15 protein-coding genes and 2 riboswitches are annotated in these 16,285 nt (G+C 37.8%); of the genes, 4 read left to right on the top strand and 11 right to left on the bottom strand.

Annotated features, from left to right (window positions below; genetic code table 11):
* Window positions 1-20: 20 nt before the first annotated feature.
* Window positions 21-806, bottom strand: coding sequence for an SDR family oxidoreductase (locus CEQ83_RS06610; protein ID WP_099000140.1), 786 nt, complete (start codon window positions 804-806; stop codon window positions 21-23).
* A gap of 144 nt (window positions 807-950) precedes the next feature.
* Between CEQ83_RS06610 and CEQ83_RS06605 the strand changes: the two genes are divergently transcribed.
* Window positions 951-1,646 (top strand): GNAT family N-acetyltransferase, encoded by a 696-nt coding sequence (locus CEQ83_RS06605; protein ID WP_155017131.1) that lies wholly within the window; start codon window positions 951-953, stop codon window positions 1,644-1,646.
* Window positions 1,647-1,785: 139 nt separating this feature from the next.
* Here the strand turns inward: CEQ83_RS06605 and CEQ83_RS06600 are convergent, their stop codons facing one another.
* Window positions 1,786-2,562, bottom strand: coding sequence for a hypothetical protein (locus tag CEQ83_RS06600; RefSeq protein ID WP_033578396.1), 777 nt, complete (start codon window positions 2,560-2,562; stop codon window positions 1,786-1,788).
* A gap of 241 nt (window positions 2,563-2,803) precedes the next feature.
* Between CEQ83_RS06600 and CEQ83_RS06595 the strand changes: the two genes are divergently transcribed.
* The 3 genes from CEQ83_RS06595 to CEQ83_RS06585 all read left to right on the top strand — a co-directional run bounded on the left by CEQ83_RS06595 (window position 2,804) and on the right by CEQ83_RS06585 (window position 5,228).
* Window positions 2,804-3,679: a LysR family transcriptional regulator gene (locus tag CEQ83_RS06595; RefSeq protein ID WP_028414130.1), complete on the top strand. Its 876-nt coding sequence runs from the start codon at window positions 2,804-2,806 to the stop codon at window positions 3,677-3,679.
* 497 nt (window positions 3,680-4,176) lie between these two features.
* Window positions 4,177-4,545 carry a CidA/LrgA family holin-like protein gene (locus CEQ83_RS06590; protein WP_014461029.1) on the top strand — a complete coding sequence of 123 codons (369 nt, stop codon included), beginning with the start codon at window positions 4,177-4,179 and terminating at the stop codon, window positions 4,543-4,545.
* A complete protein-coding gene (locus CEQ83_RS06585; RefSeq protein WP_099000144.1) occupies window positions 4,542-5,228 on the top strand; it encodes an LrgB family protein in 687 nt (228 codons plus the stop codon). The genes CEQ83_RS06590 and CEQ83_RS06585 overlap by 4 nt, the downstream gene beginning before the upstream one ends.
* 41 nt (window positions 5,229-5,269) lie before the next feature.
* Here the strand turns inward: CEQ83_RS06585 and ptsP are convergent, their stop codons facing one another.
* The 9 genes from ptsP to CEQ83_RS06535 all read right to left on the bottom strand — a co-directional run bounded on the left by ptsP (window position 5,270) and on the right by CEQ83_RS06535 (window position 15,834).
* A complete protein-coding gene (gene ptsP / locus CEQ83_RS06580; RefSeq protein WP_013082261.1) occupies window positions 5,270-6,991 on the bottom strand; it encodes a phosphoenolpyruvate--protein phosphotransferase in 1,722 nt (573 codons plus the stop codon).
* Window positions 6,991-7,257, bottom strand: a complete 267-nt coding sequence (locus CEQ83_RS06575; RefSeq protein WP_013056011.1) for a phosphocarrier protein HPr — start codon at window positions 7,255-7,257, stop codon at window positions 6,991-6,993. The genes ptsP and CEQ83_RS06575 overlap by 1 nt, the downstream gene beginning before the upstream one ends.
* Window positions 7,258-7,275: 18 nt before the next feature.
* Complete coding sequence (gene ptsG / locus CEQ83_RS06570; RefSeq protein WP_028414132.1) at window positions 7,276-9,330, bottom strand: glucose-specific PTS transporter subunit IIBC; 2,055 nt, start codon at window positions 9,328-9,330, stop codon at window positions 7,276-7,278.
* Between the two features lie 270 nt (window positions 9,331-9,600).
* Window positions 9,601-10,449, bottom strand: coding sequence for a glucose PTS transporter transcription antiterminator GlcT (glcT, locus tag CEQ83_RS06565; RefSeq protein WP_013056009.1), 849 nt, complete (start codon window positions 10,447-10,449; stop codon window positions 9,601-9,603).
* Window positions 10,450-10,580: 131 nt separating this feature from the next.
* A complete protein-coding gene (locus CEQ83_RS06560; protein WP_155017130.1) occupies window positions 10,581-11,453 on the bottom strand; it encodes a hypothetical protein in 873 nt (290 codons plus the stop codon).
* A gap of 382 nt (window positions 11,454-11,835) precedes the next feature.
* Complete coding sequence (gene ribH, locus CEQ83_RS06555; protein ID WP_013056007.1) at window positions 11,836-12,306, bottom strand: 6,7-dimethyl-8-ribityllumazine synthase; 471 nt, start codon at window positions 12,304-12,306, stop codon at window positions 11,836-11,838.
* A 91-nt stretch (window positions 12,307-12,397) separates the two neighbouring features.
* Window positions 12,398-13,591: a bifunctional 3,4-dihydroxy-2-butanone-4-phosphate synthase/GTP cyclohydrolase II gene (locus CEQ83_RS06550; protein ID WP_028414135.1), complete on the bottom strand. Its 1,194-nt coding sequence runs from the start codon at window positions 13,589-13,591 to the stop codon at window positions 12,398-12,400.
* Window positions 13,592-13,607: 16 nt separating this feature from the next.
* Window positions 13,608-14,267 carry a riboflavin synthase gene (gene ribE, locus CEQ83_RS06545; RefSeq protein WP_028414136.1) on the bottom strand — a complete coding sequence of 220 codons (660 nt, stop codon included), beginning with the start codon at window positions 14,265-14,267 and terminating at the stop codon, window positions 13,608-13,610.
* Window positions 14,268-14,541: 274 nt separating this feature from the next.
* Window positions 14,542-14,692: riboswitch (FMN riboswitch) on the bottom strand.
* Between the two features lie 107 nt (window positions 14,693-14,799).
* The gene (locus tag CEQ83_RS06535) at window positions 14,800-15,834 is read right to left on the bottom strand and encodes a YkvI family membrane protein (RefSeq protein WP_223546455.1); all 1,035 of its coding nucleotides are present in this window, start codon (window positions 15,832-15,834) and stop codon (window positions 14,800-14,802) included.
* Window positions 15,835-16,167: 333 nt separating this feature from the next.
* Window positions 16,168-16,274, top strand: a riboswitch (SAM riboswitch).
* The last annotated feature ends 11 nt before the right edge of the window (window positions 16,275-16,285 follow it).

Here is a 16,285-nt window from a genome sequence, read left to right as displayed (position 1 = left end):
TGCAGGGTTTTTCTATGTAACTAAATGGATTTCACCATGCCTCCGTCGATTAGAAATGACTGGCCTGTCATATATGAATTCGCTCCCGAGACAAAGAAAGCAACGGCTTTAGCAAACTCTTCAGGCTGACCGTAGCGCTTAAGAGGAATTTGGTCTCTCATCTCTTCTTCAATTTCTGAAACATCTACTCCCAATTTTTCAGCACGAATGGTATCTAGCTCTTTCACTCGGTCTGTTGCAATTCTTCCTGGCGCAACCGTGTTAATTAAGATACCGTCCTCTGCTAGTTCTGAAGCAAGTGTTTTCGTAAGTCCCACGATTCCTGTACGGAAGGTATTTGACAGAATAAGTCCAGCAATTGGCTCTTTAATGGAAGAAGAAGCAATATTGACAATACGTCCTCCGCTCTTTTTCATAAAGGGCACTACCTCACGAATAATACGAATATAGCTGAGGAGATTTGACTCAAATGCATGCTTCCAATCATCATCTGTTAACGAAAGGAAGTTCCCAGCTTTAGGACCTCCTGTATTATTAATTAAAATATCAATAGTTCCAAACGTATCTACTGTATATTGAATAACATCTTGAATGTCCTCTGTTTTTGTAACGTCTGCCGTTTTATGTAACACTTGTCCGCTTCCAAGGTATGAAATCTCTTCTGCTACTTGGGCTAGTTTCTCTTCTGAACGACTTGCAATCATAACGTTTGCGCCTTCTTCTGCGAGCCTAGCAGCAATCGCTTTGCCAAGCCCTTGGCTGGCTGCAAATACAAGCGCTGTTTTTCCTTTTAATTCAACATCCATTTCTTTCACCTCGTCTAATAGTTCGAATCTTTTTAACTTTATCACGTTCTCGTCAAATTCTTCAATAAATATGAAATAATTTCTTTTTTCCATATGGTATACTTAATTATCTGAAAATTATTTCTTAAAGGAGGCAAAAAAGCAGTGTATAAAAAGCAATGCTTTGTCTTTCATCAAAATAAGCCTGTAATATGTACGGTACGATCATATACATCGAATGATTTTGATGAGTTGATTCGGATTCAAGAAGAAAGTTTTCCCCCTCCTTTCCCTTCTGAATTATTATGGAGCAAAGATCAGTTAAATAACCATGTTTCCCTTTTTCCGGATGGAGCGCTATGCGTGGAGATAGACGGGACAATATGCGGATCTATCACAAGCGCGATTGTTTCAGTGGAAGGAAATGCGGCTCACACATGGGATGAAGTAACAGGAAGCGGATATATTCATACGCACGACCCTTCTGGTAATACGCTTTATGTAGTAGACGTGTGCGTCACTCCTTCGCATCGATCGATGGGGCTTGGCAAGCTTCTTTTGCAGTCTTTATATGACGTGGTGATTCATTACAAGTTAGAAAGGCTGCTCGGCGGGTGCCGCATCCCTGGATACGCACCAGTGTCTTCCTTGTACACGCCCGTTGAATATATGAACCTTGTATCAGCCGGAACTCTCTACGACCCCGTTATGACCTTTTTGATGCGCTGTGGCAGAACGCCTATTGGCCTCGCAACAAATTATATTGAAGATGAAGATTCACACAACTACGCCATACTAATGGAATGGAAAAATCCATTTTACACGTCTATTCAAAAAGAGGCTGGGACAAAAGCATTTTAGCCCAAGTGAAAAACGAACCATTAATCAACATGTTTGATTAGTGGTTCGTTTTTTTGTGATGGTGAATATAGTTTTATCTGTCTCGTTCCTTCTAGCAGTTGATTGGATTCATTACGTTATGTCTCAACTTCTTTTTAGATTATTGAACTTCTTCAATGCTCCACTCCAGTTCTTTATGAGTCAGAACAAGATGCGCCTGCAATTTACTCATCTCTTTGTGCTCAAACCGATCATTATACATTTCATTCATATCGTCAAAATCACCGATTGTATACAAAGGAATTTTAATATCTTTACGGGATTGAACCATATGTTCAAAATCAATAAACAAACCGTCATTCGTTAAAGTAAGAAGCGTATTTGCTAACACGAGCGGCAAGATCGGATATTCTAACTTCTTCCTTCTAAATACAAATCTTTTTTGCTTAATTGCTGACATTTTTAACGGAATGATTCGGCTTAAAATATGCTTCATATCATACACGTCTCGAAAATAGATTTTGTTATAAAATCCATCATCGTGAGCTAAATAAACAAATTGATTACCGAGTTTATTATTAAATGGCGAATTGAGCGGTTTTTTTAAATGACCTAAATACAGCAGCGCTGCAATATCTTGAGGTTCTAACAAATCCAACGAAGATATATCCTCAAAATCAATCCAACAAAAATCGCCATAATTATAAACATCATCCTCTGCTAAAAGATGAATTTGTTCTTCTTCTACGTAGTCCATATGGGTTTGGTAATGGTAATCACTGTCTTCAAAACCGTGCTTTAACAATAATATATTTGCAAGCGGCGTAGGAAGGGAATGATAAAACTCTTTAAATTCAATTCCATATGTAATAAAGCATTTTTTATTTACATGGCCATTAATATAAACGATATCTCTTATTTCATCTGCTTTACTCAACCGTTCTAACCACCTTATTGATTGATTCTGTGATCGATATGTAACCGTTCTACTGATTTATATATTATACTTCTAAAATAAACAATGTGTAAATATATATTGTTGGCAATTTCTTTTGTATTCACTCCCCCTTCTACTGATCATTTTATTGGATAGGAAAGAAAGGTATAGAGCTGATCGTGAATGTGGTAGAATGTGTGTATCTTATTAATTAGCATGTATGAACACGGAGGTATACAAAATGGATGTTCGCCATTTGCATTACTTAACAGAAGTGGCTAAACATAAAAATTTCACAAGAGCTTCTGAAGCGCTGCATATTTCTCAACCTTCTCTCAGTAAAATGGTTAAATCATTAGAAGAAGAGCTCGGCACACCTTTGTTTGATCGAGCTGGCAAACAAGTCCAGCTTACCGATGCAGGAATGATTGTGTACGAGCAAGCTGAAAGCATTTTATCTTCTCTCCGAGATTTATCGGATTCCCTCTATGATTTAATGCATTTAAAAAGAGGAACCATCAAAATAGGCATTCCCCCTATTATTGGTACATTGTTTTTTCCTACTATTATTAAAGCATTTCGAGAGCAATACCCTGAGATTCATATTCAATTAGTGGAATATGGCGCTAAAAGAATGCAAAAGTTTGTGGAACAAGGAGAAGTGGACGTGGGGGTCGTTTTACTTCCAGTTGATGAAAATATGTTCTTTACGACTCCTTTAGCTCGAGAAACGCTGCAGCTTGTTGTGCATAAATCTCATCCGTTGGCTCAGCATTCTACGATTTCATTAAAAGAGTTAAAAGACGAAACGCTTATTTCCTTTCATGAAGACTTCACCATGCATGAAATGGTCTATAACGAATGTTTAAAAAATGGATTTACGCCTAATATTGCTTTTAAAAGCTCTCAGTGGGACTTCATTGGAGAGCTGGTAGCTGCTAATCTCGGCATTGCTCTTTTCCCTTATTCATTATGTGAAAAGCTTGATTTGGAGCATATGAAAGTAATTAATCTCGAGAATGCTATTCCATGGGAAATTGCTTTAATCGTTAAAAAAGATCGATATATCTCTTATGCTACGCAGGCTTTTATTGATTATATTAAAAGTACAGTTTAACAAAGCTAAGACAAAAGTAGTTTAATTAAAAATCCGAACGAGTTTGATTCTTGATGGAGAATCAAACTCGTTCGGATTTTTTTCATGGCGGTGTAACAAGTCATTCATACTAAATCATTTATCCCCTTGGTTCGTCTTTAGATTGAATGGATGTAGGCATGTCACAATTTCTTTTTTTGATTGCCTTTTATTAAATAATTACACCTTATATTTCACAAACTCTTTTTTGAAAAGGTTACCAACGCATTTGTAAAGAGATTTCTTGCGACTATAACTAAAAAGAATAGTTATCATAGTTATTATATATTTCATATTATAGTCGTTTTTTTGTAAGATAAGTGTGTAGCATTCATTTACTTAAGTTGTATCCCCATTTGCAAAATCCAAATAGTTTCTCTTTTCCCATGATGGAGTCGTCTTTTCAGCATAGACGACTCCATTATTGTCTCAACAAACTAGGAATGAATGAATAAAAACATAAATAAAGGAGGCTAATCATGAAACTGATTATGGTGATTTTACAGATTTTATTACTAACGGCTCTGTTTTTAATAGGAGAAAGTATTTCACAGTGGTTTGACCTCCCAGTGCCAGGTAGTATCATCGGATTTTTCTTACTGTTTTTCTTACTGTACTTTAAAGTAATTAAATTAAGCTGGGTTGAACAAGGTGGAACACTGTTAGTGGGAGAACTATTATTATTTTTCATACCAGCCGTCGTTGGACTCATCAATTATGGAGATGTATTGATGCATTTTGGAATCCAGATTGTGATTATTATCACAATCAGTACGATTATTGTGATGTCTGTAACGGGAATCATTGCAGAACATATTTCAAGAAGAAAGGAAGGTTCGCTAAAATGACATTACTCACATGGATTGCTCTTCCGCTTACACTGCTCGTTTATGTCGGCACAAAAGTGCTCTATAAAAAATATAAGTCTATGCTAGTTTCCCCTATTTTACTAGCCCCCATTCTTTTAATTGGCATCTTATTAGTAACGAATGGCTCTTATGATCATTATAAGCAAGGCGCCAGTGCTATTAGCTTTATGCTTGGACCAGCAACCGTTGCTTTTGCTGTTCCTATGTTTAAGTATTTTGATTTACTCAAAAAACATCGTGTTGAAATCAGCTTAAGCGTAGGGCTCGGCACGTTTGCTGCCATGATATCTTCCATGCTGTTAGCATTAGTGTTTCATTTACAATCAACGCTGGTTCATAGCTTGATTCCAAGATCGGTTACGATTCCTATTGCTGTTAATGTATCTCAGACGCTAGGAGGAGATCCGAATATTACCATTATGTTTGTGATTATAACCGGTGTAGTGGGATGTATAGTCGCTCCAAAACTCATTAAGCTCCTCGCACTGCACTCTTCCCTAGCAAGAGGTCTTCTTTTAGGAGTAGCTTCCCATGGGACAGGTACAGCAAGAGCTTTTGAATTTGGAAAAATTGAAGGTACTTTTTCTAGCCTTGGCATGATCGTAGCAGCACTTCTTACAATGCTGTTTGCGAATATGCTTCTGCCTACTATTTTCGCTTAAAAGATAAAAAAGGTGTGATCATATATGATCACACCTTTTTATTATCCAATATGAAAAGTTGATTTTACGAACTCAATAACTTCTTCCGTAGAAGACATTGATAGAATTGTATCTAAATGAGGTTCGATATCAGCTTTTGATAATTGACGGATTTGAGAACGAGCTTTCAGAATAGATGTTGCACTCATTGAGAATTCATCTAAGCCTAAGCCTAAAAGAATTGGAATGGCAATCTCATCTCCTGCCATCTCTCCGCACATGCCTACCCACTTACCTTCTTTGTGAGCCGCTTTGATTACCATATTCACTAAGCGAAGAATCGCTGGGTTATACGGTTGATATAAATAAGACACGCGCTCATTCATGCGGTCAGCAGCAAGCGTGTATTGAATTAAATCGTTTGTTCCGATAGAGAAGAAATCTACTTCTTTAGCAAATAAATCTGCGATTACCGCTGAAGAAGGAATCTCTACCATCATCCCTACTTCGATGTCTTCCGAAACTTGTACGCCTTCTTGTTGAAGTTTTGCTTTTTCTTCTAAAAGAATAGCTTTTGCTTGACGGAACTCATCAACAGTAGCGATCATAGGAAACATAATTTTCAGATTACCGTATACGCTTGCACGTAGAAGCGCACGAAGCTGTGTACGGAACATGTCTTGCATCTCTAGACATAAGCGAATGGCACGGAATCCTAAGAATGGGTTCATTTCTTTTGGTAGATTTAAATAAGGAAGCTCTTTGTCTCCACCGATGTCAAGAGTACGAACAACCACTGGTTTGCCTTCCATACGTTCAAGAACTGTTTTATAAGAAGTAAACTGCTCTTCTTCCGTCGGAAGATCTTCGCGGCCCATATATAAGAATTCTGTACGATAAAGGCCAACGCCTTCGCCGCCGTTTTCTAATACGCCTTTTACATCTTCTGGTGTACCAATGTTAGCTGCAAGTTCAACGTGATGATCATCAGCTGAAACCGTTTTTTCATTTACAAGCTTAGCCCACTCAGCTTTTTGTTCTGCATACTCAGCGGCTTTTTTCTCGTAAGCTTTTACTGTTTCTTCGCTTGGATCAACGATAACTTCGCCATCTAAACCATCAACAATTACTAATACGCCGTTTTGAATGTCTTCCATAACTGTTTTTGTACCTACAACAGCTGGGATCTCCATTGAACGCGCCATAATTGCTGAGTGAGAAGTACGTCCGCCAATATCTGTTGTAAATCCTTTTACGAACTTACGATTTAACTGTGCTGTATCAGACGGCGTTAAATCTTCTGCGATAATGACAACTTCTTCTGAGATTAAGCTTGGATTTGAAACGTTTACACCTAAAAGATGAGCTAATACACGTTTTGTTACGTCACGGATATCAGCAGCACGTTCTTTCATATATTCATTGTCCATTGACTCAAACATATTAATAAACATTGCCGCTACTTCATCAAGTGCATGTTCAGCGTTTACATTTTCATTCGTAATTTTATCTTTAATTGGATTAATAAGTTCAGGATCGCTTAGAACTAATAAGTGAGCTTCAAAGATTTCTGCTTTGTCATCTCCAAGTTCTTTACGAGCGTGCTCTCTAATAATTTCAAGTTCTGATTTTGATTTTTCTAGCGCAGCTTCTAGACGTGCTACTTCTGCTTCAACTTCAGTTACTGATTTTTTTTCAACGGTTAATTCTGGATTTTCTAGACGAAATGCTTTAGCAATAGCAATGCCGCTAGAAGCGGCAATGCCTTGAATTTCCTTTGTCATTATTCGCCTAATCCTTCTTTGCTCATTGTATCTTCAAGAGCAGCAAGTGCATCTGCTTCGTCAGAACCTTCTGCAGAGATAGTGATTGTAGCGCCTTTTTGAATACCTAAAGACATAACGCCCATGATTGATTTTAAGTTTACAGTTTTACCGTTGAATTCTAAGTTGATGTCAGAATCAAATTTGCTTGCTGCTTGTACTAAAGTTGTTGCTGGACGTGCGTGAATTCCTGAGTCTGCTGTTACTGTAAATGTTTTTTGTGCCATGTTAAATCAATCTCCTTTTTACTTTGAAATGTTAATAATATTTGCTTCTTGTTGAGAAACTTGGCCCTGCTTTAAGATATCAATTTTTTCATCAGCTTGTAAATTCGTGAAAATGATCGGCGTAATCGTCGATGGCGCATTTTCTTTTACAAAGTCTAAATCAATTTTCAATAGAGGCTGTCCTTTTTTCACTTCATCGCCTTGGGCAACTAAAGCTTCAAAACCTTCGCCTTTTAAATTAACTGTATCAATACCAACGTGAATTAAAATTTCACGTCCAGTCGTTGATTCAATACCTAAAGCATGTTTCGTCGGGAATAAGTTTACTATTTTTCCGTCCACTGGTGCAACTACTGTGCCTGTTTTCGGAATAATCGCAAAACCGTCACCCATTAATTTTTGTGAAAATACCTGATCTGGTACTTCCGATAAAGGTACCAATTCTCCCTCAATCGGTGAAACAATATCATTACCATTATCGCTTCCTACTTCAGATGTTGCAACAGGTTTTTCAATTGTTTTTGTCTCTTCTTTTGTGACAACCGGTGTTTTGCCATTCATAATGTCTTGAATTTGACCTTTTAACGTGTCAGATTTCGGACCGAAAATAGCTTGAATATTGTTACCAACTTCAAGAACACCAGCTGCTCCAAGTTTTTTCAAACGGTTTTTATCAACGTTACCCACATCATCTACTGAAACACGTAGACGCGTAATACAAGCATCTAAATGTGTAATGTTTTCTTTACCGCCAAGTGCAGCCAAAATATTTGTCGGAAGCTCTGCTGCTTCTACTTTTACATCTTCTTCTCCTTCTTCTTTATCTTCACGACCCGGTGTTTTTAAGTTAAATTTACGGATTGCAAAGCGGAAACCGAAGTAGTAGATAACTGCTAGAACTAAACCTACTGGAATAACTAGCCACCATGCTGTGCGGTTTTGCATAACTCCAAATAGAACGTAATCGATAACCCCACCTGAGAATGTCATACCGATTTTAACATTTAATAATTGCATAACCATAAACGACAAACCAGCAAATACTGCGTGAATTGCAAATAATACTGGTGCTACGAATAAGAATGAGAACTCAAGCGGCTCTGTAATACCCGTTAAGAAAGATGTTAAAGCAGCTGAACCCATGATACCAGCTACATATTTTTTGTTTTCAGGACGCGCTTCGTGATAAATCGCAAGAGCGGCTGCTGGCAATCCGAACATCATGAACGGGAATTTACCAACTTGGAATGTTCCTGCTGTTAAAGGCACGCCATCTGCTAATTGAGCAAAGAAAATCTTTTGGTCACCATGAATATGTTGACCTGCTTTATTGACATAATCACCAAACTCAAACCAGAACGGAGAGTAGAAGATGTGGTGAAGTCCAAATGGAATTAATGAACGTTCAATTAATCCAAATACAAACGCTGATAAAGTTGGGTTTGCATCAATCATGTTGGTAGAGAAAGCATTTAATCCGCTTTGAATTGGCGGCCAAATGAAAATCATAATAACACCTAAAAGAATTGAAAATACCCCAGTAATAATTGGTACAAATCGTTTTCCTGCAAAGAACCCTAAGTAAGATGGTAATTCAATATTGAAATAACGATTATACATGGATGAAGCTAAAATACCTACTATGATACCCCCGAATACACCCGTAGCTAACGTAGGAATTCCTAAGATGCTAGTGTAAGCTGGATTAGCACCCATTTTGTCAGGATCTAGCTGTCCTGTAGCAACTAAGATTGTGCTCATCGTTTTGTTCATAATTAAGTAACCTACGATTGCAGCAATACCTGCTACACCGTCACCACCAGCTAAACCAACGGCAACACCAACGGCAAACAATAGCGATAAGTTGTCAAATACGATTTGACCCGCCTGCGACAAAACATTTGAAACTAATTGAACCCAGTCTGCACCAAGTGCCGGTACTGCATCCAACAATGTAGGGTTTTGAAGCGCTGTCCCTACTCCAAGTAAAATCCCTGCTGCCGGTAAAATCGCAACCGGTAGCATAAGCGCTTTTCCGACTTTTTGTAATACTCCAAAAAGTTTTTTAAACATGGCGCTTACCTCCTTTTATATATTTAGTGTGCAACAAGCTATTTATTTGATACGTGAATCATTAACGCGCTTTCATAAAACGCTTTCTTTAACTAGAAAACTCATTACATTTCCCGGTGTTATGAGGCGAAGTCTTCAATGATTGCGCTTTCTTATAACAAAAAAAGGCATGAGGAAAAAGAAACGACAAATGGATATACTCATCCAATTACACATCGCTTCATTTCTCACTCATGCCTGATCGTATCAGTAACACGTATTGAAATGATTTTATAAATCCGTTTTTGTTATAAGTCGCTGCAAATGCATCGTTAAGTAAACTGCTTCTGCTTCATACACAGGTAAATGTAACGCTTGCTGCATTACTTTTATCACTTTCCAAGACACATTGTAACACAGAGGATATTCTTCTTTCAATAGCAAAGCAATTTTTTTTGGCTCTTCTATTTTTTCTCCTGTTTTTACTCGATCAATGGCAAAATGCAAATGACGAATCAATCTCATATAGTGTACAGATTCTTTGTCTACCTGCAGATGAAGCGATTCTTCAATCACATTAATGATCGTTTGAATAAGCTGCGAGTCTTGATTCACTTCTAACAGGTTTTTTTCAGTCAGCGCACTATGGATATGAAGCGCGATAAAACCAATCTCTCCTACCGGAAGCTGCACGCCTATTTTACGACTAATGATCTCTACCACTTCAGATGCGATCGTATATTCCTCTGGATATAAGGCTTTTGTTTCAAGTAAAAATGGATTTTTAAGACCCATCCCCTGCTGAAAACGTTTTATCGCAAAGGCGATATGATCTGTCAATGAAATGTGTATATGCTCATTCAAAGGGATATTAACGCGTTTTTGAATATGCGTTACAATATCATTCATCATTTCAATTACATCTTCATCCACCTGAGCTAAAAGCTGCTTGTACTGTTCTTGCTCTTCTTCACTCTTTAGCAAAAACATTTTTTCCACAGCTTTTGCATCGATTTCATCGCCTTTTTTCTTGTTGAACCCTATTCCTTTCCCAATTAGCACAACTTCATCATAGGTAAGGTGTTTAGCAATTAATACATTATTATTAAGTACCTTTTCTACAAAAAAGGACTCTTTCACGAATCCTTCACTCCCCTGTTTCGGCTTTCTATTATTTGCTTTCCTATCTTACAAATAATACGCATAACCGTCAATTCATTTTTCTTTGTTTCAAATATTATTGAACTAAACTATTTGAGTTACGTATTATCTTAGTAGTTCTTCGCTGGAAACGCAACGTCTTTTTTACTCGTCCCATAACAATTTTTCATAATAAAATGTTGAAGCATAACGCTCAGAATGAATATACCCGCTTGTAAAAGCGTAAAAAGAACAAGTGAAGTGGTAATATATACCAGTAAAATCCCATAGTGAATTAGTAAAATATCTACTATACGCAGCCCCGCTATAATGATCCCAGCTCCAATAAAAAATTCTTTGACTACACTCCAAACGAGGAGAATCGTAACAATACAAACATAAATCATCGTTGCATTTACGGAATCATGAGTAGCCGACGCAAACCATCCTGTATAAAACCAATTGTTATGAAAATATACTAACAGCAGAAACATAATAGTAGAAGTAATGGCGAGCATTCCCAGAAAAAATGTAGCGTAATGTACAAATGTCATATACCGTTCTGTTAGCCATACATACCAAATCTTTGAAATACTAAAGCCTATAGTCATTAAAACGCCTGTATAAATTGTTTTCCACCAGTGATGTGTATAAATATCCCAGTGTAAAAATAATTCTTCAATCCCCATAAACATAGCCGAAATGATTAAAATATAGCGAAATTTTAATTGATAAGCAGCTACCACCATAGCCATGATTGGAAAAGCAAACGTTTGAGAAGTTAAGGACCCAAACAAATTATCAAAATATTCATTGGTCATAAAATCAGGATCGTACTCGTAACTTTCAAACAACACAAATACAACATACTCTAGTACATAAGCCATTCCAATGATAAAAAAAAGCAAAACGACTAGCTTTTTATCTTTTTTACGTATGAATACTGTAAGCAAAACGGCTGTGCTGATAATAATCAATGCAAAAAAAGCAGTATAATGAGGCATAGACGTCTCCCTTTTACGACCTAATTATTACTTAGAGTAAGACGTTTTAGCCAAATTATACATAGCTAGCTTCTATTCAAAAGAGATTGAGACATACTACATCAATCCAATCTAAAGGCGAACAAATCGGATACATGAGATAGTATGGATGGCTTGCTGCACTGCAGGTGATTTCCCTGCAAGGCTTCGCTTTTCCTACAGGAGCCTTGGCCCTGCTCTCCACTCAACAGTTAGAAGCCTACATACAGGAAACCTACGTTGTAATGTAACCCTAACCATGAAAAAATCCGAACGATTCATCGTTCGGATCTTCTTTCAACTACCATACTTTTGTTTCAGCCTCTTTTAACTCTTTAACTTACAAAAATTGGAACGTCCTCTATTATCCTTCAATCATTTTTGAAAGGTTAGCCATTTCGATAGCTGATGCTGCAGCTTCCCATCCTTTGTTTCCTGCTTTTGTTCCTGCACGTTCAATTGCTTGCTCAATTGTTTCAGTTGTTAATACACCAAAGATAATTGGTACGCCTGTTTGTAAGCTTTGAGATGCAACGCCTTTTGCTACTTCATTACATACAAAATCAAAGTGTGGAGTAGCTCCTCGAATAACCGTTCCTAGTGTAATAACCGCGTCATATTTTTTAGATTCAGCTAATTTTTTAGCGATTAATGGAATTTCATAAGCGCCCGGTACCCAAGCCACATCTACATCTTCATCAGCTACGCCGTGACGTTTAAGCGCATCTTCTGCTCCACTAAGTAAACGCCCTGTAATAAATTCATTAAAACGCCCTACCACGATTCCGATTTTTAATCCTGTGCCAACTAAATTTCCTTCATATAAATGATTCATCTCTTGTTCCTCCTGCTAGTAGTAATATATAGTTATTTACATTTCTTTTCATGAATTAGCTTCATTTGTTATAACGAAAAAAAGTGTAAACTTATAAATGTAATAAATGACCTAGTTTTTTAGCTTTGGTATCTAAGTATTTTTTATTGGCATCCACTGCCGGCATTTGAAGAGGCACTCTCTCTACCACTTCAAGGTCGTAGCCTTTTAGCCCAGTAATTTTGCGAGGATTGTTCGTTAAAAGCTTCATTTGTTTGACTCCAAGGTCCTTTAAGATTTGAGCACCGATTCCATACTCTCGTAAATCCGCAGCAAACCCGAGTTTTTCATTCGCTTCTACGGTATCGTATCCTTCTTCCTGCAGCTTATATGCTCTTAGCTTATTTAATAAGCCAATACCTCTGCCCTCTTGACGCATATACAGCAGAATGCCGCGTCCTTCTTCTTCAATTTGCGTAAGAGCTGCGTGAAGCTGAGGACCGCAGTCACAGCGCTCAGAGCCAAACACATCTCCAGTCAAGCACTCGGAGTGAACCCGCACGAGAACGGGGCTATTATGATCGATATCACCCTTGATAAGAGCCACATGTTCTTTATTATCAAGTTTATTTGTATATCCTACAGCCTTAAAATCACCAAATGCCGTAGGTAAGCTTACTTCTACTTCACGGCTAATCAGCTGGTCATGTTTGCGGCGGTAGGCAATCAAATCTTTTATTGTAATCATTTTTAAATCAAATTGCTCTGCAATTTTTGTTAAATCCGGTACGCGTGCCATTGTTCCATCTTCATTCATGATTTCACAAATAACACCCGCAGGCTTTCCTCCTGCTAACACGGCTAAATCAACAGCGGCCTCTGTATGACCCGCACGCTGCAGAACGCCCCCGTCTTTTGCAATCAACGGAAAAATGTGTCCTGGTCGTTGAAAATCACTTGCTACCGTTGCTTCATTTACAAGAGCCATAACGGTAGCAGAACGTTCGTACGCACTGATACCTGTTGTACTTGAAATATGATCAATACTTACTGTAAATGCTGTTCCATGTACATCCGTATTGTTCACTACCATCGGGTGAAGATTCAATTTATGCGCAATTTCTTCATTAACAGGTGTACAAATTAATCCTCTTCCATGAGTAGCCATAAAGTTAATAACCTCAGGCGTCGTTTTTTCGGCTAATGCAATAAAATCTCCTTCATTTTCTCGATCTTCATCGTCGCATACAATAACCACTTTTCCCTTTTTTAACTCTTCAATGGCTTCTTCTACTTTATGAAACATCTCTTTCACCTCACTGTTAATTTGTAAAACCATGCTGCTGCAATAAATCCTTCATATTACCTGACCGATTCGAGGCGCCAGGAGTTGACTTGTTAGCCATCATCTGATGCATATATTTAGCTAACATATCGCATTCAATATTCACCTTGTCTCCTCGCTGTTTGTCTCCCACGACTGTGTGAAGTACCGTATGAGGAATAAGAGAAATAGTAAATGATTGGTTGCTGACATCAAAAATAGTAAGACTTGTTCCGTCTACAGAAACAGATCCTTTTAACATCATAAATTCACGAAGTTCAGGATCCACTTGAATTTCATAATAAAAGGCATTTCCTTTACGTGTTTTGCTTACAATGGTTCCAATTCCATCAACGTGTCCGCTGACGAAATGCCCTCCAAAGCGGCCATTTGCAGCCATCGCCCGTTCTAAGTTAACACGTGATCCAACGGTTAGAAGCTGCAGGGTACTTGCTTTAATCGTCTCCGGCATGACGTCGACCGTAAATTCATTTTGAGAGTAAGCCGTTACGGTTAAACAAACGCCGTTAACTGAAATGCTGTCCCCTAAGTTCACATCTTCTAACACGGTCTTCGCATCAATCGTAAGAACAATTGCTTCTGTAGCCTTTTGAATCCGTTTTATTTTTCCAATTTCTTCAATAATACCTGTGAACATTTTCTTCACCTGCTTTGGCGCTATTCCAACTTCTTATGCCTTTTTGAAATAGCAGCTGCTTTTTTTTCATATTTATCTTTCCCCCAACCACTGAAAATAAAAAAGCCCCTTGAACAAATGTCCAAGGGGTCGGCTGAGCTGAATCAGTTTTATCTATGCAAAATTCCGCTAATTGTATACGAAATAAACAGTTATAATTTGTGTACAAAAACAAGGGTAGCTTTAAAAAAGGCAAACCTGTCCCTAATACAACACAAAAAAACAACTGTGCTTCCTGATCCTTCTCCCATCCAGACTTTTACTGTCGGCTCTAGATTTTAACTAGATCCACCGCTAACATACATCGTATGAAAACGGGTCACGGGCTTAAAAGCATATGCTTTATCACCGCCGGTTGGGACTTACACCCGACCCCGAAGGATAATATATTCGACTGCTAGAGTCTTATTTGTTTTACATTATAGCAAAGTAAAATCGACTTGTCACATCATTTAACTTCGTTTTTTCACATCTGCTCTTCAAAATCCAGCTTTTAGCTTATTTTTTCTTTTTTAATACATAGCATCCATACAAAAGCTAGTCCAATATAGCCAAATATCGGATACAAAAACTCAAGAAGCTGAGCATATCCAAATTGCCCGATAATAAAGCATGCCAAGATAATAAACGCAAAAGCTTGTTTGTCATTCAGGGGAAGAAATGATTGAAGCTGTTTAGCGATTCCAAATACATTTCCAATCAATGTAGTAAAAATCTCACCTAACACAACTACCGTAAATAAAACATTCACCCACGCTGAGATATTTTTAACAACGGCACTCATAGGAATATCAAGTTGAAATGAATAAGGCAAATTGGAAAGGGCAAGATGAGTAGAAACAAGCATAAACGTAAGTACACATCCTCCTATTACGGCCCCTTTTTTGATCACGCTCTTATCTTTCACGGAGCTTCCTAATGGAACTAAAACGGCCTGAGCCAAAGCTAGATTTAGGGAAATATATAAAAAGGGACTAACCGCCCACTTCCACTGTGTGACGAGCGTTAAGTCTGGCTTCGTTTGAATCAGTGAGAAATAGCTGACATTTGGCACAAAGATGATAAAAGCAAATGAAAGCATCATCGGCACAACAAGAGAATTAACCATTAAAATACCGTTAATTCCTCTTGCGATAAATATATAAGTTAAAACAATTGTACAAATCATCCCAACAGGAGGCCACAGCCCGAACTGTTCTTTTCCTATTGCCCCCGTACTCGCTAGCATGACTGAAGTTACTCCAAATAAAATGACGATCATTACACCGTTTACCGCTTTTCCAAGTACATCACCAAATAAATATGTATTAAGCTGCTGATAAGAAGAAGCCCCAATTGCGTGCGAAAGCAGCATCATTTTCGAACCTAGCCAAATAAAAAACAAGCCGCTGACCAAAATTCCAACCATTCCAAGTTCCCCGTACTGTGTAAAAAATTGAACAATTTCCTTGCCTGTTGCAAAACCGGCTCCTACAACGGTGCCTACATACGTAGCAGCAACCTGCAGCGTGAGTTTCCACCTTTTCATGCCCATCACCCTTCTACCCTTCATAGTTCACTATATGTAGAAACGGTTAAAAAAAGACGAGCCTTTTATATGTAAATCCTCGCCTCACCCGGTGCTGTTCCTTTTTCGTTTTTTTATTTCCTTCTTGTTTTTTTTCATGAAAACCCTTTATCCCTTAACATAACGGCAGTTTTCAAACAAAATATACGGATATTTTCCCTTTAGCTTTTAAATTTTCCTCAATATTTGCTGGAAATTCACAATTTACTGTTGTATAATTTCTAAAAATCAGATAAATTATTAAATAAGTATTCTTTCTATTTAAAAAAATATGTTTCAATTATATACAATTGATTCTTATCATGAGAGGTGGAGGGACTGGCCCTTTGAAACCTCAGCAACCAGTCGTTAGAGACATGGTGCTAAATCCAGCAAGCAATTTATTGCTTGGAAGATAAGAAGGCGAAAAAAG

This window comes from Priestia megaterium, assembly GCF_009497655.1.
Lineage (GTDB): Bacteria > Bacillota > Bacilli > Bacillales > Bacillaceae_H > Priestia > Priestia zanthoxyli.
This window is presented reverse-complemented; position numbering and strand designations above follow the sequence as displayed.